This window comes from Synechococcus sp. A10-1-5-1 (genome assembly GCF_023115425.1).
Lineage (GTDB): Bacteria > Cyanobacteriota > Cyanobacteriia > PCC-6307 > Cyanobiaceae > Vulcanococcus.
Map to the genome: position 1 here is coordinate 420,506 of NZ_CP096032.1, position 18,135 is coordinate 438,640.

11 protein-coding genes, 1 other RNA gene and 1 pseudogene are annotated in these 18,135 nt (G+C 58.4%); 5 read left to right on the forward strand and 8 right to left on the reverse strand.

Features of this window, described 5'->3' with window-relative positions; genetic code table 11:
* Window positions 1-276: 276 nt before the first annotated feature.
* Both MY494_RS02235 and MY494_RS02240 read right to left on the reverse strand, forming a co-directional pair.
* Window positions 277-945, reverse strand: a complete 669-nt coding sequence (locus MY494_RS02235; RefSeq protein ID WP_247911109.1) for a helix-hairpin-helix domain-containing protein — start codon at window positions 943-945, stop codon at window positions 277-279.
* Window positions 946-1,285: 340 nt separating this feature from the next.
* Window positions 1,286-1,636 (reverse strand): glycine zipper 2TM domain-containing protein, encoded by a 351-nt coding sequence (locus MY494_RS02240; RefSeq protein WP_247911110.1) that lies wholly within the window; start codon window positions 1,634-1,636, stop codon window positions 1,286-1,288.
* Between the two features lie 323 nt (window positions 1,637-1,959).
* On the opposite strand from MY494_RS02240, the gene MY494_RS02245 reads away from it, so the two are divergent.
* Entirely contained in the window at window positions 1,960-3,261 is a 1,302-nt protein-coding gene (locus tag MY494_RS02245) for a hypothetical protein (protein WP_247911111.1), read from the forward strand.
* Between the two features lie 1,266 nt (window positions 3,262-4,527).
* On the forward strand, window positions 4,528-5,430 hold the full coding sequence (locus MY494_RS02250) for a hypothetical protein (RefSeq protein WP_247911112.1): 903 nt from the start codon (window positions 4,528-4,530) through the stop codon (window positions 5,428-5,430).
* 917 nt (window positions 5,431-6,347) lie between these two features.
* Here MY494_RS02250 and MY494_RS02255 read toward each other — a convergent pair.
* Window positions 6,348-7,337: pseudogene (locus tag MY494_RS02255) on the reverse strand (carbamoyl-phosphate synthase L chain).
* A gap of 958 nt (window positions 7,338-8,295) precedes the next feature.
* Here MY494_RS02255 and MY494_RS02260 point away from each other — a divergent pair.
* Window positions 8,296-8,448 carry a hypothetical protein gene (locus MY494_RS02260; RefSeq protein WP_247911113.1) on the forward strand — a complete coding sequence of 51 codons (153 nt, stop codon included), beginning with the start codon at window positions 8,296-8,298 and terminating at the stop codon, window positions 8,446-8,448.
* Window positions 8,449-9,691: 1,243 nt separating this feature from the next.
* Here MY494_RS02260 and MY494_RS02265 read toward each other — a convergent pair.
* The 4 genes from MY494_RS02265 to MY494_RS02280 all read right to left on the reverse strand — a co-directional run bounded on the left by MY494_RS02265 (window position 9,692) and on the right by MY494_RS02280 (window position 13,905).
* Window positions 9,692-9,907 (reverse strand): hypothetical protein, encoded by a 216-nt coding sequence (locus tag MY494_RS02265; protein ID WP_247911114.1) that lies wholly within the window; start codon window positions 9,905-9,907, stop codon window positions 9,692-9,694.
* Between the two features lie 1,647 nt (window positions 9,908-11,554).
* Window positions 11,555-11,737, reverse strand: a non-coding RNA gene (gene ssrS, locus MY494_RS02270) — 6S RNA.
* A gap of 15 nt (window positions 11,738-11,752) precedes the next feature.
* Complete coding sequence (locus tag MY494_RS02275; protein ID WP_247911115.1) at window positions 11,753-12,973, reverse strand: 5-(carboxyamino)imidazole ribonucleotide synthase; 1,221 nt, start codon at window positions 12,971-12,973, stop codon at window positions 11,753-11,755.
* A gap of 35 nt (window positions 12,974-13,008) precedes the next feature.
* Complete coding sequence (locus MY494_RS02280) at window positions 13,009-13,905, reverse strand: carbohydrate ABC transporter permease (protein ID WP_247911116.1); 897 nt, start codon at window positions 13,903-13,905, stop codon at window positions 13,009-13,011.
* A gap of 57 nt (window positions 13,906-13,962) precedes the next feature.
* Between MY494_RS02280 and recQ the strand changes: the two genes are divergently transcribed.
* Both recQ and aroB read left to right on the forward strand, forming a co-directional pair.
* Window positions 13,963-15,789 (forward strand): DNA helicase RecQ, encoded by a 1,827-nt coding sequence (gene recQ / locus MY494_RS02285; RefSeq protein ID WP_247911117.1) that lies wholly within the window; start codon window positions 13,963-13,965, stop codon window positions 15,787-15,789.
* A gap of 25 nt (window positions 15,790-15,814) precedes the next feature.
* Window positions 15,815-16,933, forward strand: coding sequence for a 3-dehydroquinate synthase (gene aroB, locus MY494_RS02290; protein WP_247911118.1), 1,119 nt, complete (start codon window positions 15,815-15,817; stop codon window positions 16,931-16,933).
* Here the strand turns inward: aroB and MY494_RS02295 are convergent.
* Window positions 16,930-18,096: a class I SAM-dependent methyltransferase gene (locus MY494_RS02295; protein ID WP_247911119.1), complete on the reverse strand. Its 1,167-nt coding sequence runs from the start codon at window positions 18,094-18,096 to the stop codon at window positions 16,930-16,932. The two genes, aroB and MY494_RS02295, sit on opposite strands and share 4 nt — an antisense overlap.
* Between the last annotated feature and the right edge of the window lie 39 nt (window positions 18,097-18,135).

The following is an 18,135-nucleotide window of genomic DNA, read 5'->3' on the forward strand; positions in this document are numbered from 1 at the left end:
CCTGAAGTCTGGAAACAGGTGAGACCCTTGTCAGCTGATGCAGAACTGGCAGTCTTCGAGAACAACTGGGACTTCACCATGACCCCAGATCAACCCCGTCTCAACAACGAATTAAGGGCCCAACCCAAGATCCAGGAACTCAAAAAACCAACCAACCGCAAACGCAGTGCCAAGGGCGCCCGCTGCACGAAACCGCCTATCAACGTGAAGCCCTTGGGTTTGCTGGCAATGAGTTGGGCGAGGGAAGCAAGGCAGCGACCTTCTTTTCCCTGATCTTCAGGCCACTGCTTGGGAACGAATCTGAGCGATGAGTTTGGGACCGATGCCGCGAATCGCGCGTAGTTCGGCGTCTGAGGCGGCTTGAACCATGGCTGGTGTCCGAAGACCGGCATTCCAAAGGTGCAGTGCTTTTTGAAGGCCAATACCTCGCAGTGTGGTCAGCTCAGCTACAAAGACATCGTCTGGAAAGTGCTCGCCCATCAGGCTGGAGGCCACCGACCGAGCGCCGTCCTGATCAACCAGGGCATAGATCTGCATGAGTTTCTGATCCACGTGCAGGACCTTGCTCTCGAAGATCTCGCGGAAGCGGATGAGAAGCCTGAGCTTCGGCTCACGTTGGACGCCTGACTCTGCGGTCCAGCACTCCATCTGAGCGGAGCTGAGTTCAGCCACGGCGACAAAGCCATCGAATCGATAGGGAATCCAATCGCCGCATCCCTTGCCACTGCGCTGCATCGGTTGGAGCTCGGGCGGATGCTGTCTTCGGACCTCGCCGTCTCGCTTGAGGTAGGTCAGGGGCGTGTGAAAACTGAGTCGGGCGTGATAGCGCCAGAAGGCGATGGTCTGCAGAGAAGTAACCGTTATCTCTTCGCTGGGCAACGGCGGGGTATCGCGCTCCAGCCGGGGCGACGACGACAGAAGAGAGCGAATCCGCTGCCAAATCATGGCGAGAACCTAGGCAGACTTTCGCTCCCGCGCTGTAGCGCAGGACAACAAGAGAAGGAAGAGGGACCCCCTTAGCCAAGAAAAAAACGCTGGTGTTCTACGCCCAGAGGTTCAGTGGTCCCTGTCCCAGAGACGCCCCGTCGGTCTAAGAGGTCCTCCCCATCCGCAAAAGGTGGAGAACAGCCTCAATCAGTTCGGTTCAGCGACCCAGCCCCGAGGAAAGGAAGGAGTGGTGCTGATGACTATTGTTCAAAGGTGAGGGGGAGACCCGCTCTTGCGTGGTTGCTTGATCGGGTGGGTGGGGTCACGCTCACTGCCTCTCTCACACCCTATTTAGCCGTCAGCCGCCGTCCACTCGGCAGCCGACCAGGGCACCAGCTGCGGCTCCCACAGGAACCCCGATCCAGCGGCCATTGCCACGGGAGAGGGCTGCTCCAGCGCCAGCACCCAGAAGGCCACCGATGACCGAGCCTTCAATGCAGCTGTTGTCGTCCACCTTTTTAGAGGACGTCGGGTCTTGGCTGGTGCCCTCGACTGCGGTCGGGGAGTCGCAGGGGATCTCGACCTTCTCGCTCCACTTCTTGACGTAGCCAGGGGAGTCCTTGGTTCCAGGGACGTACTCCTCCCGATATTCATCCTTGAAACACTCGCTGGTCTTGGAATAGCCAGGCTGCGAGACCTGCTGAGCCATGACAGGAAACACCTGAGTAGAGCTCAGCGCCAGCGTGAGCCCAACGACAGCGGACAAGCGGTTCATGAGGCCTTAGGGCTGCACCACTCCAATGATCCCGTGTGAGCTCGGGATGAACAGAGCAAGGTCCCGTTGGACTTGCGACAGAACGTGACCCGGTCCGAGATCGACTGCGCTGCAAAGAGGTGAACCGCTGTGCCGTTCTGCCCCAGATTCCGACCTGAATAAACCAGAGACAGACCAGAACCCAGTTCCTGCCAAGAAAGCTTGCTGCAACATGGTCCCGTCAGTCAATATGTCAGTCAGTTTGTCAGTCAACCAGCGTGGCCCTGCCCTCTGGGTTGATCCAAATCAAAGGCAGGCGTGGGTTCTACACGAACATCACAGTCCCGCTGAAGCACCGCAAAACGCTCGGCAAGTCAGTCATCCAAAAGAAGGCTGGCGACACGCTTCAGGAAGCGCGGCAGAAGCTGTGGGAGGAGCAGTCCAAGGCTCGAGATCTGTTCCAGCGGCTTGAGCAGGAAACGCCCGAAGGACAGCTAAGGGCTCGCTTCCGTCAATGGCAGCAGATCGAAACCGAGGAAAAGGCAAAGGGGATCGAGCCGAGTGATTTGGAGCTGAGCGCAGAGGAGTCACTCGAGCTTGAGATCAACGAGGCGGTCTGGCCAACGGCTGACCCAATAGATCCCACCGAAGGAAGACTCTCCAGAAAAGACAGGAGGCTCGTTGAAGAAGCGGAGGCGCTCAAGGCAGGCCTTCACCATTGGGAGGAGTGGCTGAGCGAGAGAACGGTCACGTCAGGGGGTGTCAGCCCACTTGTTGAGAAGCGTTGGAGGACGGTCCTTAAAAGGTTTGTCGGGTGGTCAAGAGAGGAGTACCCAGAACGGGTCGAGAAGAAAACAGCTGCTGACTACAAGCGCCATCTCCTCACCAGGACCAACAGACAAGGGAGAACCTCGAAGCAGTCGACGGTGGCGAAAGACATCCGAGACCTAAGCGCTGCCTGGAAATGGGCAACCCGGCACGGGTTCGCCAAGGTCAACATCTGGGAGGGGCTTGCAAGAAACCTGGAAACAAGCAAGCCGCGCTCACTGCCCGACAAGAACACGATCACGAAGGCAGACGAACGAGCTGCTGTGAATTCAGACCTGAGGTACCTGATCCAAAGATTCACTGGCTGCCGCAAACAAGGGGTCTGCGGACTGAGGAAGCAAGACATTGATCTCGAGAATCAGCTCATCCATTTCGTGGAGTACGAGGAGGAGGGCAGGGTCAGAAAGCTGAAAGGGGGGCAAGAGCTACACATCCCCATTCACAGGACCCTGCTGCCGTTCCTCCTAAATGCGATTCCGGCGTTCCAAGACGGGCCTCTATGGCCAGAGGAGTACAAGGCAGGTGAGGAGAGCTGGGGTGATCGATATGGGGACAGCTTCAAAGACCGCTATGGCTTTAACAGCCATGACCTGAGACGGATTGTCGAGACACAGATGGCGAAAGCGAATGTGAGCCCATACTTCGCCTTCTATGTGACTGGTCACCGAGTTCCAGGGATGTCTGAAGTGACGACCAAATACGTAAGACCCACTGCTGATGAGCTGAGGCAAGTCGTAGAGCTTATTGACTGATGCTGTGAAAGGTGATGTCTGGGCTCTACAGACGAAGGAAGTAGCGGGCGTCGACGAAGACAAGTAGTAACGGTCCCATAGGGGAGGGACAGATCCGCCTCGTAAATAGCGAAAGCGTTGATAGCGGGCGTTTAGAGGAGAGGGTTCCGAGCAGTCCACGAAGCAGTCTCCAAGAGCCAGGTCGAAAAATCAGACCTGGCGAGGAATGAAACCGTGGTTCCAGGCTGAATCTGGAGTGCCTGTTCCCACAGGCGGTTTAACCGAACACGCACTTATATAGGGGAGGCATCTGGCTCAAGCCATCACTGGGAGTGCTGGGTTAATGGCGCACTTATACGGAAGAGACGCCTGGTTAAAGCACTAAATAGGAGAGCTTGGCTAATGACACACTTATACAGGGAAGCCCCCTAGCTGAATCCCTGAGAGGGGAGAGCTGGGGTAATGGCGGACTTATACAGAGAAGTCACCTGGCTAAAGCCCTAAATGGGAGAGCTGGGGCAATGGCGCACTAATACAGGGAAGGCGCCTCAGGGCGTCTCGCTGTTCCTGGGCCGTCGCCGCTGACCGTCAAAGCAAAGACGTAAAAACTCCACGCCTGGAAACGTGGTTAAAGAAAGGCAGAGCTGCGAATGCCCATTGGGGAGTAGCTCGTTCTGCGGTTTCGTTGAACCCAGGCACTAAGGACGTCAGGCACCCTTAGCAGCGGCCAAATCAACGCTTGCCCGCGACACCTGGAGAGGTGGCGTGAGGACCCTCTCCAAGTTGAAGCCCGTTGCAATGCCGCTTGGCGTTACGACGGGACTAACGAACCGACTGGAAGGTCAAAGAGAAGCCTCCGGCTGTAGCCAGTTCATTTGAAACAACTGCCGACCAAGGCAGTAGCGAAGACGAAGCAGAGTCCATGTCATCCAGACAAGACCACTGAAAGTCTTTGTGTTTCAAACGGGCTGAGCTACAGGCGGAGCCACTTTTAGTGGCGAGTTTCACTTTGCACCATCCAGTTGAAGATATATACGGGTTAACTGTATAGAGAAGCAGTTAAGTGCACTCCAGAAATGGAGCCTAAATGAACACAGGAGCAATCCATCACTCGACAAAGAACATATCTGGACAACAGAATAGGTGCTATAGGCAAAACCTAAGACAACACAACCCAAGATGACTCTCCGTGAAATACCCAGATAGGTACTTATCACTCGATCGACAATCACCGTCTACCAGGACAAGGGACCAGTAGGCGGCACCAAAGATTTCAACGTTGAAAAAATGGACTTACCAACACTTATTAATCCAATTCGAGATGATGGCGGCCTCGACCACCGCTACACAGGCTTGGCAAGGCAAATCGTTGACCTGGCTGGCAAGAAGTGTGTCAGCGAATTGGCAGCCTTTCATCAATACACCAATGACGCCGAAGCACGTTTTGAGAAGGCCGGACTAACGCTTGTCATTTCGTTCTTCCAAATCACGATGGAGCCTTGGCAACGCAGAAGCTTTAAGAAGAGACTGCGTCAGTGCCTGGAAGAGATTGGTTTCAGGCCATCCAAGATCACCAAGCTCCTCACAGCAGGGGAGTTCGTAGCAGCAGAGCTGACTGATCAGTTCAGGCAATCCGATTCCTATCAAGACTGGTTTGACTCTGCAGAGGCTGCTAAGGCACACAACGAGGAGCACATCGTCTATCTCCATAGTCATGGAGTAACAGCTCTGTACCACCTGGCGAGGATGAATTACAAAGGTCAAGCAAAGGCACGTAGTAGCTACGACCACGAGATAGGAAAACCACTATCCGTACGAGACCTTGAGAAGCTCCAGCGGCAGCACCCAGCAGAGAACAGAAGCCAACGATCAGGTCGCGGAAGGCAACCAGGAACCAATCAGAAGGCGAACTCAGCACTTCCTCAAGGTTCTGAGTGCCCAAAAGTAGAAGTCGAATCTTCTGTCATTGCTGAACTGATGCCTTTGGAACCATCCGTAGACAGCCGTGAAGCCACCACCACCGAGCTGGCTGAACAGCTTGTCTATTTGGTTCAAAGCATTGACTGGTCAATGATCAAGGACAACCAAGAAGCGATGGAAGTACTCAGCACTGTTGAGTACACCTGGAGTCAGATCAGCGAGGTTGTCGACGACTGGAAGTACTTACCCCAGCAACTCACTCATGCATAAGAAGCAGATTACTCACAAATGCACACCACACATTCGCTACTGGCAGTCTGGGCAGATCTCAGTATCTGCAAGAACACGGATCGAATCACTGATTCAACAAGGACGCCAGCGTGAAGCCAGAGCAATGGCTAGCGAATGGATTATCAGAACATAAACGCAATCAAATGAACAACCAACCAGAAACTCTCAACCATCGACTCACACTCATCACTAAGAATGGATCTATTCACCTGGGATGGGTCGAAGACACTCTCCCTCAACCCTCCCCAACCAAACCCATCCAGCTGGAACTGGACTTCAACCAAGGAGACACCCAATGGCACTGACCATCAGTCGCTACGGAGAGGTTTCACCTACAGAGATCCACTCCAGCGGCATTGCTGTCTCCACTCCCATCTACATCACACTCACAAGCGATCAACGGAAGGCGCTGCTCAATCGCTTCAGACAGATCAAGCAGGAGCAGCTAGCAACAACTAACTGCCTCGTAAATAACCCAGGAGAGGCTTCCAAGCCTCCCGATGATGCAGGTTTAAGCAAGCGGTTTGACGCACGTAGAGGAGCTTCTAGGCATGTCTGAGGAGCGTCTCCGTTATGGGTTATTTAGTCGGAATGGAATGCCTGAACGGTTAGTGGTCAGTCTTCAAAGAATTACTGGGTTAGAGCTGGTGAATAGAAGGGAGATTGAATTGACTATGACTGGGTGGTTGGATTATTTGTTTTCAGCCAGTAGCGCCAGAGATTCGATTATGAGCAATCTTCAGTCGCTTTGAGTGTTGTGCTGTGTGAGTAATGAGTCAAGCTGCGTTGATAGCGATGGTGCCAGGTATTGGAGGCTGATTTGCTGGCTTATGGGTGTGACTGAAGAAATAAAAAGCCCCTGCGGTTGCAAAGGCTTTGGGTGGTTAGGATGCGTGTTATTGACTACCAGCAGCTATCCAGCCCCCACCAGCTCCTATTGATTGTAAAAATATCTCACCAAGATTTGTATCGTGCACCCGCACATCCCTATTGCTAGGCGTTGATGTTATGGCGCTAACAGCGGCATTTGTTTTTGGTGTTTCTTTGCCAGGACCGCCATTCGTATTGAAGCGCCACTTGATGTCTGCCGAGAAGCGTGACTTGAAGGCACTGTCATAAGACAGGTTGGTGCCAACCGTAAGTCCGTTGTTGATGGCATAAGCGAGGCGAGCCAAGACACCAGAGCCATCGGCTGCACCTTCATCACCGTTTTGGTAGTAGTAACCAACAGAGGCTCTTAGTCCTGGCGTCAGGTTGTAACCAGCATCTAAGCCATAGGTGTCCAGTGCACCGCCTTGATAGACGGTGTTGAGCTGTTGCTCGGTGTCACCCGTTGGAATGAGCGCATAAGCATTGAATGCCCACTTATCGCTTACCGCTTCTGCATTGACAGCCGCCTGCTAGAAGAAAGCCGTGCGTGAGGCATAGACAGGGATGCCTGTATCAGCAGGACCCGTGCTCATTGGTCGGGTGTCATAGCCCGCATTCAGTCCATACATCCAACTGCGGTCACCATTGAGCCAGCGATAGCCCAGGCGCGATGAGGTGGAGATGGTGGTACCAGCCACCTTCGTATTGATGATGCTGCTGCTGTTACCCCAGTCCGAGAAGTTGGCATTCGCCAGGACATCAGCAAAGAAGACGCTGTTGCTGCCGACGACCAGTGGAAGGAAGCTACCCAGACCTGCTTGGTTGGGGGTGCCAGCGGCTTGGGTTTGACCTTGGATGCCGACCTGCGGTTTGACGATGTCCTTGAGCTGAATGCTCATCACGCCCAGATCTTCTGCTGACCCTTGAGCTACGGCAGGCTCGGCGTTAACGGAAGGGAGGGTTGCAAACGCAAAAGCCGTTGCAGCCACGCCGCAAAAAGGTCTTATGAGGGACATTGAAAGGTTTCCCTCACGAATCAATTTGCATCACATTGCATCGGCGACAGCTCACTTCAGCGGCTTAGGTGTCAGTCGCTTTATTGGCGGCTCCGACCTTCGGTATGGAGATTGGGGAAAGGGGTCACTGCCTTGATCAATGATGGGGTGATGCACTTAGGGTGTATTCGCGAAATTGCGAGCAGGCCACCCTCGCCGATTTTTCGCTACACCTGTAGCGCCTGTTGAGTGAGTCGCTACAGGCTGTGGAGCTTGGTGCTTCCACTCAGGCAGCTCCTGCTTGGTGCCAATAACTTCACCGCTAGTACGCATCAAGCCAGGCATAAAAGTAATCACAAAGAAAATCACAGGTAGACCAACGACGAGCCCGCCAACGAATACATAGCTAAGCGCAAGTTCGCTCCATGACATGTTTCCAATCTCCTGCTCACCGATGAGCCAAGCCTAAGGGCGATGGATTCCAAACTTGTTAAGACTGCATTGTCGAGATAGATCTCCTTCATATCTGCTCCAACATGCAGTATCGCGTGGGTCTCATGGATCTTCTGTTGGCTGTCGTATCGGAGCCGGTGCTGACTGCTTGGTATTGCGACTCCTTTGCGTATCTCCTTCTCGTTTGGATTACGGATGAGCGCAACATGGCAGTGAGCTGTGCGGCATCGATAAGGAATCTCTACATACAGGCAACTAACGCAAAAACCACAGCTGCACCAGGTGCGCGTTAGGCGCAGAAGCTAACGCGGCAATTAGACATGCAATAAATAACTGACCGATATCTCTGCAAATGACCCTCAAGCCGAGAGACGAACACGAATAGTTCAAACACAGATTTCTGAGGCCAATTCACGTACCAGCAAGGACTCCAGATACCCCCGTACCGGGTGTCCGTTTGCTCGCATGAGCTGGCGGCAGCACTGCAGGTAGTGCCAGCGTTCACCAGTTACTGGGCGACCTTCCAATGAACCCAGCCGCTCTTACCCGCCACGACCAGCTGGAGCAGGAATGGCAGCAGCGTCTGCTGATGCAATCCAGCAGCAATCAGGCAAAAAAAGAGACGGATTCCACCCCGCCTCGTCTATCTCCCTTACCCGACCCGAAGGCCGTGAAGTGATCATCCGGCAGCCGTTCAAGCGGTGATGTGCTGTTTGTAACCGGCTGAACGTTTTGTGTGGGACTGAGGACCGCCGCAGGACGAGTTCAGGCAGCTGGCGAGGTGTGCATACCAGCAGCAGCTCCGATACATACCAACGGCGGCTCAAATGCCGCTCAGCGGCTTAGATGCGGCTACCTCCGCACGAAGTGATGAACGCGCTGACCTAAGTGCAGGTGACTAGCGAGCAAGACCTGGGTCTGTCGATGCACCCGCGTTGCCGCCGCCAATCCCTGTCGGGACACCTGATGGGTACTGCATGACCTGACGAGCTGATGGAGGGAGGTTTCCGATTCTCCTAACCGTGGCCTCCCCGCCTGTAGTGGTCTTCAAGCCGCTACCGACCAATTGAACCGCCAATGAGACCAGCGCAAAGACGCCGATAAAGACACCACCGATTGCCCAAGGATTGACGTGAGATTGGTGGAGCGTCGAGTTGTGAGCCATAAAAAGGGAGGTTCACTCTCCTCTCTTTATGTAGTCGCGGCTACCAACCTGGCGTGAGTATTTGAGCTCGTCTCTGCAAGTTATGTTCGCTGGTATACAAAAGATTGGAAGGCACGATCAATGGAAATGCAAGCGCCGAAACGCCATGCGCAAAACCAAGAAAAGCCGCCAGGGACACCACTTTTCTCATGTCTAGACCCTTAAGAGAATCTAAATATTGACATGAACGGGCCGCCGGCCTCGCGAAAAGCGCCAACAGCTCCCCGACCCACTGCTCAGTAGCGGGGAGTGTTGAGGTGGGGGAGCTTGGCACTCCCCCGTCTCGGATCACGGGGTTCTCTCGGACCGTGTCCTCAGCGGTTATGGCCTTAGTTGGTTCAGGAGTGCAAGGGGAACCCGTCGCGACTTCCCCAATAGGGAGGAAGTTGTTCGTCTCCATCGCCGTTGGCGTCGGCCTCCGGAACATTTCGGCTCAAGTACAGGGCGTTGGCATAGCCCTTTACGACAGTGCATCCAGCAGGACCGCATACGCGGTATTCGTTGCGCCCCAGAGGTTGAAGTGTTCCTTTTCCTGGAGCTGGTTCAGACGGGACGAATCGGAGATCCATCAAGACTTTCGCAACCGAAGCCAGTCCTACCGCCTCGGAAAGAGACCAGCTTGATATAGATGATACGGATTTTGCAATTGTTTGCGTGCTGCGCCTTGTCCCTCTTGAGCGGCGGCGCTTGCAGCTGGCAGCTCTAAAGCTTTAGCGAACTAGTACACCTGAGCATTGCGATTAGGTTTGTCGTCGCAGGTAGGCTCGCCGATCTGCTCAAGGACGTCTCCGTCGCTAGTGACCAGTCGATAGACGCGGCCTGTGACTCGTGATTTCGCCAGTGCTGTCAAGTAGGCCTTGAAATGATTTCTTTTGCTGCCCTCGTCTTGCCAAGGCTCATCGGTGCTGGAGCGGCTTTGGATCAAGACAGCCATGGTGCAGACGGACTTGTATCCCTGAGATAACGATGCCTCGTCGTCATGTTGAGATAGGAGAAATACCGATCTGCTTTGGGATTCACGATTCACTCGGATTCTCAAGGGGAGCGTGGGATGAGCTGTTGTTTTCCTGTAGTTTCTTCATTCGCAAATGGAGACATTGCTTGCAGGTAAATCGAGGCTTGAGACGATCTCCACAGCACTACGACCTTTGGCTGTATGCCATCGCCAGGCTCTGAATTGAGCGTCGCGGACATAGAGAGGCGCCAACTCGCTTTGCGTGACTGTCCAGACCTTTTTGCTCTTCCCCGCCGCTGCAGTGACCTGGTCATCGACTACCAGAGTTCGGCGCAAGCAGATGTGGATCAACGGATTAAGGGCGGTTCACGGGAAGACAAGCGTGCCGCTTAGCTCGTGCTGAACACCTTGTGTTTTGCAGGTGTTCGCATGTTGCTGATATCGCTTGCCCAGGCTCTTTCCCTTGGGGACCAATAAGTATCCACTACATGCAGTGTTCCGTGTAAGGCGATACCTCCTGGGACGCTGTGCATGGCGTGATCCCAAGGAGATTCCGTTGTTTTTACCCAAGTCAGTGGCGCCGATCGACCTTGTGCATCCCCTCCACTGAGAAGCTCGTGTTTTCCATCGAAAGACTGACCAGCACAGGCTGGAGACAAACCGAAGAACATCCCGACCACGATCTTGCCCACTTGCACGCACGGCTCAAGAACTTCGCGGATGGTTCCACCTACAGAGTCATTGACCCTGACCAGACCATGGTTTGCCTGTTCTCAGGCGGCGCCACGGAGTGTTGGGCAATGGACCACGTCAAGGTGGGGTGAGTCCAGGCTTGCCTCGGCGAAACAGCTCCCACCGCTTCTATTCGGCCGCAACGCCAGTGCTATCACGCAACGGCTCCCTGTTCATAGAGGTCGACGGCGCGATCGCCGATCTATGTGCAAGCTTCGGGAATGGAAACGAGTTTCAGTGCCCGTCCGAGCGATGAGGATTTAGCCCTTTTGTGGCCAAAAACCCCCTACAACTGCTGGATAGGTGGCGACTTTGTGTTGCCTTGCAGGTGTGAGCTGTGCGCTGCTCACCGACGCTCACGTTGGGACGAAAAAGACGAGTAGCGCCAACAGCTCCCAACCAACTGCTTAGTAGTAGGGAGTGTTTCTCAGCAGTCCGCCACGGGTTTGTCGTCGCCTTGTCGGATGTACACGTGGCAAGTCGGTTCTGGCTTTTTCCAGGACCCTTTCTTGATCATCGCAACCGTTGCCAAAGGAACAGCGCGATGAGGATGCCGTCAGTGAGTGGTTCCATCAGCCTCTCCTTGCCTACCTCTGGTCTAGCCCTAGCGGGTGCTTCTCAACCAAGGCGAGCGAGCGGCCAGGGGTGCAAGTGGGTGGCAAGCGCTAAGGGGTCAGAATTCGCGGCAAAATTTCCGAACCCATTTCTCGTACCCCCAAGGTCTCGAAACGCCCCCATGGCCCCTTCTGCGTTGAACGTCTAGGGGAGGCATCAACGACCCACCTGAGAGGCTCTGCAGCCCGTCGAGACGGCACTCAGCTGTCAGTCAATGTGTCAGTCAGTTTGTCAGTCAATCGGATCCAACAAAACCCGAGATTAACTGCGCTGCAAAGGGGGTGAACCGCTGTGCCGTTCTGCCCCAGATTCCGACCTGGATAAACCAGAAGGGGAGTCAAAGCGAAGATTCGTTTCCGGCTACGAGGCCGGTCTACGGCACTGTCGCGACAGACGCCCCAAGTCGAAAAGGGAGTCAGATCAGAAAACTGTAAAAGGCAGTGACCAACACAGCAGTCCGTCGAAATCTTAGGCCCACTAGGCAGCCACTGTCTCCTCCGGCAAGGGCCAAATCGCCCGGATCTGCTGCAGACGTTCCATCGCTTCCTGGCGGCGTTGTTGCGCTTCGCTGGACCGCAGCAAGACAGTCAAATGGCCCAACTTCCGTCCGAGGGAGGACCCCCTTTTGCCATACCAGTGAAGGTGGGCATCGTCCAGGGACGCCAAAGCGTGACGCTGACGGCCATAGTCCGCCTCGGGGTCATCAGCGGAACGCCGCTCAAAGCCCAAGAGATTGACCATCAAGGCACCAGGAACCTGCAAGGACGGTTCTGGTACGGCCTGACCGCTCACGCTGAGCAGTTGCAGGTCGAACTGGCTGCAGCTGCTGGCCTCGATCGAATAGTGACCGGAGTTGTGGGTCCGAGGGGCCAGCTCGTTGATGAGCAATCCTTGGCGCCCATAGAAAAACTCCAGTGAGAGCACCCCGACGTAGTCCAGGGAGGTCAGGAGGGATGCGGCGATGTTGCGGGCGGCCTGCTGCAAGGCATGGCTGGCTTCCACAGGGGCCAGCACCCAATCACAGACCTGCTGATGCTGGTGGGTTTGAACCAACGGCAGACAGACCACCTCACCGAAGCGATCGCGAGCGGCCACCAGGGCGAGTTCCTGCTCGAACGCGACAAACTCCTCAACGATCCAGTTTTCGGGATCAACCCGAGCGATTAAGGCCGCCAAGTCATCGAGACCCTGAAGGATCGCGGTGCCCTTGCCGTCGTAACCGCCGGTCGCAGCCTTGGCCATCAAGGGAAAGCTGAATCCCTCGGGGCACACCGCTTGGCTCCGGGGCGGAGCGGACGTGGCAGGTGTTGGCTTTGGCGGGCAGGCCGCGGTGAGCGGAAACCAGCGCGGCGAAGGCAAATTCAACCGCCGCAGTAGCTCCCGCTGGTTGCGCTTGCAAACCAGGGGTTGCAGAGCACTCAAGCTGGGGACGAACTGGACCCCTTGGGCCTCCAGTGGCGCCAGGCCCTCCAGATCAATCCACTCGTTCTCAAAGCTGATGGCCGAGCAGCGTGTCGCCAGCTCCGCCGTGCCCGCCACATCGCGAACGGCTGCCTCCACGACCCCCGCGGCCAAGGCGGCGGCGGGGTCATCGGTGGAGGGGGTTTGAACCTGCAGGGCGATCTGCCGGCGCTGGGCAGCCTCGGCAAGCATCCAGGCCAACTGCCCGCCGCCGACGATGCCGATCGCAGGGCCCATGCGCCTTGAGCTCCAATCGTTCAATGTCGCATGCACTAGGTCAAGCCGCGATCGCCTGCAAACAGGAAGCGAACCAGTGACAACAGCAGCACGATCACGAACAGGGCCAGACCAACCGTGCAGGCGTAGCTGATCTCCAGCTCGGCGAAGGCCTGGTCGTAGACGTAATACACCAGGGTCTTCGTGCTGTTCGCGGGTCCCCCCTGGGTCATCAGATAGACCTCCTCAAACACCTTGGTGGCCGCAATCGCTGAGATCACCGCCACCAAGGTGACGTAGGGACGCAGAAGGGGCAGCGTGATGTCGAGGTGCTTACGCCAACCCTCACTGCCGTCGAGCTCCGCGGCCTCATAGAGATCGCCCGGGATCCCCTGGAGACCGGCCAGGAAGATCACCATGTAATACCCCAGGCCCTTCCAGAGGGTCACAAGCATCACGGCCGGAAGCGCCAGCAATGGGTTGGTGAGGAAGCCAATCGGCTCAAAACCAGGACCCAAGAGCGTGCCGAGCCATCCATTAATCAAGCCGTTCTCGGCGTAGAGCCAACGGAAGGCAATCGCCGCCACCACGATCGAGACCAGCACCGGGGTGTAGAAGGCGGCCCGAAACCAGTGGATCCCTGGAAGCTGACGGTTCACCAGGACCGCCAACGCGAGCGCCCCCAGCACCACCGGCGGCACCACCCCAAAGAGATAGGCCAAGGTCGTCCCCAGGACCTTGAAGAACATCGGATCCGCCAACAGGCGCCGCACGTTGGCTAGGCCAACAAAACGGAGGGGTTCAGAGACGTCCAAACCGGTCTGGGTGAAGCTCATCACCAGGGCCATCGCCGCTGGGATCAGCACCGAGAGGGAAATCAGCAGCAGCGCCGGCGCCAGAAAGGACCAGGCGGTGGCGGAGGAAGCACCGGTACGGAGGGAACGCTCAGCCATGCAGCCAGCCTTGATCGCGCCATTGTGGTGGATCTTTTCCGATCAGCCAGTCGCCCCATGCTGAGTAGCCCGGCCCAGCCAAGCAGCGATCCGCTGGAGGTGCTGCAACGGGTGTTCGGCTACGCCAGCTTCCGCGGCCCGCAAGAGGCGATCGTGCGCCATGTGCTCGGCGGCGGATCGGGGTTGGTGTTGATGCCCACCGGCGGCGGCAAATCCCTCTGCTACCAGGTACCGGCCCTCTGCACGCCTGGGCTGGCCGTGGTGGTCTCTCCGCTGATCGCCCTGATGCAGGATCAGGTGGAAGCGCTGCAGCAACTCGGTGTTGCGGCCGCCGCCCTGCATTCCGGCCTCGAGGTCGGCGCAAGCCAAACCATCTGGCGGCAGCTCGGGAACGGCGAGCTTGATCTGATCTATGTCTCGCCGGAGCGACTCTTCAGCGGTGATGTGCTGGAGCGACTGGGATCCATGCCGCTGGCCCTCTTTGCCATCGATGAGGCCCATTGCGTCTCGCAGTGGGGACATGACTTCCGGCCTGAATACCGCCAACTCGATCAGCTCGCGAAGCGCTTTCCCCAGGTGCCGCGGCTGGCCCTGACCGCGACCGCCGACCCGCGCACCCAGCTGGACATCCGCGAGCGCCTGCAGCTGCAGCAGGGCGAGGTGTTTCTGGCCAGCTTCGATCGGCCCAACATCCGCTACACGCTGCGCCACAAACAAGGCGGTCATGCGCAGCTGCTGCAGTTCCTGGCGGAGCACCGCGGCGAATCGGGGATTGTCTACGCCCGCTCCCGCAACCGTGTGGACCGCGTGGCCGCAGAACTCAAGGCCGCTGGCATCGATGCCATCGCCTACCACGCCGGAATGGACGCCGAGTCACGGCGGGAGGCCCTGCAGCGCTTCCGCCTTGGCAGCGGCGTGGTCGTGGTCGCCACGATCGCCTTTGGCATGGGGATCGACAAACCCGATGTGCGCTTTGTGGCCCACGTGGACCTGCCCAAAAGCCTCGAGGCCTACTACCAAGAAACCGGTCGGGCGGGTCGCGATGGCCTACCGGCGGTGGCCTGGATGGCCCACGGCGCAGGCGACATCCCACAGCTGCGCCGCTTCATCGATGACTCAGGAGCCAGTGAGGAGCAGAAGCGCATCGAGCGCGGGAAGCTCGAGGCCCTAATCGCCTACAGCGAAGCCAGCGGCTGCCGGCGTCAGGTGCTGCTCAGCCATTTCGGCGAGGAGCTGGCCGAGCCCTGCAACAACTGCGATGGCTGCCTTGAACCCAAGCAGCGCAGCGACTGCCGCGTCGCGGCGCAGAAAGGGCTTTCGGCTGTGTATCGGACCGGCCAACGCTTCGGAGCGGGCCACGTGGTGGACGTGCTGCTCGGCGCCAACACCGAGCGCATCCGATCGCTGGGGCACCAGCAGCTGAGTGTGTACGGGATCGGCAAGGAACTGGACCGGGGCCAGTGGCGGGCTCTGCTGCGGCAGCTGGTGAGTCTTGGGGCCCTCCATTCCCCGGAGGACGCCAAGGGGGGGCTGTGTTTCGGTCCACCCGAGCTGGTTCAGCCGCTGCTGAGGGGCGAGCGGGAGCTGAATCTGGTGCTGCCGCCGCCAGCGAAGGAGCAACGGCGCCGCAGCATCACGAGCGATGCGGCCGTGGCAGAAGATGACCCACTGCTGGCGGCCCTGAAGAGCTGGCGACGCGAGCAGGCGGGTGAGCAGGGCGTACCGCCCTATGTGGTGTTCCATGACCGGACCCTGGTGGAGTTAGCGGCGCTTCGTCCCGGATCCCTCAGCGAACTCGCAGGCGTGAGCGGCATCGGCAACGCCAAACAGGAGCGCTACGGCGCAGCACTGCTGGAGGTGCTGACGGCAACAAGCGACGGATAGCCTCTAGCGACTGCAGGGTTGTTCCATGAGCGCCACGGCCGCCGCGATCCGCACCATCGAGGTGGCGCTCAGCGCGAATCCCTATCCCGTGGTGATCGGACGCGGAGCGCTCTCGGGCCTCGGCCAGCAGATCCTGGGCCAGGGCATCAAAGCGGGCATCAAGGTCCTGATCGTGACCAATCCCGTGGTGAATCAGCACTACGGGGCCAAGGCCTTGGGCAGCCTCCAGGCAGCGGGCTTCGAGGCTGAGCTCCTCGTGATCGAGGCCGGGGAAGACCAGAAGACCCCAGACACCGTCGCGCAGATTCACGACGCAGCCTTCGCCCAAAAGTTGGAGCGGGGGTCCTTGATCGTCGCCCTCGGCGGGGGCGTGGTGGGTGACATGGCGGGCTTCGCCGCAGCGAGCTGGCTGCGGGGCATCGCCGTGGTCCAGGTGCCCACGACCCTGCTGGCCATGGTCGATGCCTCGATCGGAGGCAAAACCGGCGTGAACCACCCCGGAGGCAAGAACCTGATTGGGGCCTTCCACCAGCCCAAGCTGGTCCTGATTGATCCAGCCACCCTGGCCACCCTGCCGGAGCGGGAGTTCCGCGCTGGGATGGCCGAGGTGATCAAGTACGGCGTCATCGGTGACCCGGAGCTCTTCCGCGAACTGGAGGAAGCCGCTGAACACTTGGCGTCCATGGCGACCCTGCCTGGAGACCTGCTGAGCAGCATCCTGGAGCGCTCCGCCGCCGCCAAGGCCAAGGTCGTCGCAGCGGATGAACGGGAAGGGGGCCTGCGGGCCATCCTTAATTACGGGCACACCCTCGGCCACGTGGTCGAGGCCCTCTGCGGCTACGGCACCTATCTCCATGGCGAGGCCGTGGGGATCGGCATGGTCGCCGCTGGCGAGCTCAGCCTGGAGTTGGGTCTCTGGAATGCCGAGGACCAACGCCGGCAACGGGCCGTCATCAAAGCGGCAGGTCTGCCGATGCGCTGGCCCGAGCTCGAGCCAGAGGCGGTCCTGCGCTGCCTCCAAGGGGACAAGAAGGTGCGCGATGGCCGCGTGCGCTTCGTGCTTCCCACAGCGATCGGCACCGTGGAGATCCGCAGTGACGTGGCGCCCGAACAGGTGCTGGCAGCCCTATCTCGCTGCGCCTAGCCCAGGGGCGGATCCTGCAAGAACAGGGGCTGAGCCATGGCCTCGGCAGAACGCTGCAGGGCAATCCAACGAAAATCTCCGAGAGCCGAGGGGTCGACGTAGCGCAGCAGGGCTTCGCGGCGACTGAGTAGATCGGCCAACTCCGCCGGTGATCCCTGCTGCAGGGCGTGCAAACGCTGGGCCAGACCTAAAGCCAGCAGGGCTTCACCCTGGCGCCGCTGTCCGAGCACACGCCAGCCGCTGGCAGCGGCGGCACGTTCGACGGTCTCTAGACACAGATGTGCCGTCAGGTCCCATTGGCCTGGCTCCTGCAGGGGGTCATCACTGGCCTGCTGCTGGCGGTAGGCCATCAGGGTGCCATTGCTGCGCTGGAGGGCGTAGTAGCGCCAAGCCTCATGGGCATAGTCGATCACGAGCAACTGCCCATGGCTGAGGGAGGAGGCTGCCTGCTCAAGCCAGGGACCGACGCCCACGTGCAGCTCCGTGCACCAGCCGGCAGGACGCTGGGGCCCAGGGATCAGGGCCTCCAGCTCGAGCCGAAGCGATTCGCTGAGCGGGGGACCAGCCGCGAGTTCCAATTCAGAGGAACCCACCAGCGAGACCCCCTGCAGACGCCAGCACTGACCGTCCCAGAGCACCCGCTCAACCGCCAGGGCATCCAGCACTTCATGGGCCAGCATCACGCCGGCACGGGGCCTCTCCTTGAGCTGGGCAAAGGACTGCCAGCTGCAGCGCAGGGGCGCCTCTGCCAAGAGGGCGCGCTGACGCTCCGCCATCCCGGGGTTGGGCTCCACCAGGACCAACTCCAGACGCTCAAGGAGCTCCGGGGCCTCCCGTGCAATGGCCGAAGAAAGCTGCAAGGCGAGGTGGCCTTCCCCTGGGCCCGTCTCGATCAAGGCCATGGGGCCATGGCCTGGCTGCTGCTCGAACCACTGCAGGAGCTGAGGCAGCAAGAGCTCCGCAAAGTCAGGCCCCAGGGACGGCGAGGTAGCGAAGTCTCCCGAGGTCCCAACCTGCAGGCGTCCAGCGCCGTAGGCCCCATGGCTTGGGTCATGCAGAACCCAGTCCATGTAGGTACTGAAGACGACCCAGCCACCGGCAGCCTGCAACCGTTCCGTCAGCCAGTCGGGTGCCGCATGCAGAGGGGACGAAGCAGAACTCACGGCGCTGCGGAGGACTCAGGGAGAATGCTGGCCACTGAA

What these genes read in the sequence shown, in the direction of transcription:
- MY494_RS02265 (WP_247911114.1), bottom strand. Translation starts at nt 9,907, where the DNA reads ATGGCTGTCTTGATCCAAAGCCGCTCCAGCACCGATGAGCCTTGGCAA.
- MY494_RS02250 (WP_247911112.1), top strand. Translation starts at nt 4,528, where the DNA reads ATGGACTTACCAACACTTATTAATCCAATTCGAGATGATGGCGGCCTC.
- MY494_RS02235 (WP_247911109.1), bottom strand. Translation starts at nt 945, where the DNA reads ATGATTTGGCAGCGGATTCGCTCTCTTCTGTCGTCGTCGCCCCGGCTG.
- MY494_RS02260 (WP_247911113.1), top strand. Translation starts at nt 8,296, where the DNA reads ATGAACCCAGCCGCTCTTACCCGCCACGACCAGCTGGAGCAGGAATGG.
- aroB (WP_247911118.1), top strand. Translation starts at nt 15,815, where the DNA reads ATGAGCGCCACGGCCGCCGCGATCCGCACCATCGAGGTGGCGCTCAGC.
- MY494_RS02280 (WP_247911116.1), bottom strand. Translation starts at nt 13,905, where the DNA reads ATGGCTGAGCGTTCCCTCCGTACCGGTGCTTCCTCCGCCACCGCCTGG.
- MY494_RS02275 (WP_247911115.1), bottom strand. Translation starts at nt 12,973, where the DNA reads ATGGGCCCTGCGATCGGCATCGTCGGCGGCGGGCAGTTGGCCTGGATG.
- MY494_RS02240 (WP_247911110.1), bottom strand. Translation starts at nt 1,636, where the DNA reads ATGGCTCAGCAGGTCTCGCAGCCTGGCTATTCCAAGACCAGCGAGTGT.
- recQ (WP_247911117.1), top strand. Translation starts at nt 13,963, where the DNA reads ATGCTGAGTAGCCCGGCCCAGCCAAGCAGCGATCCGCTGGAGGTGCTG.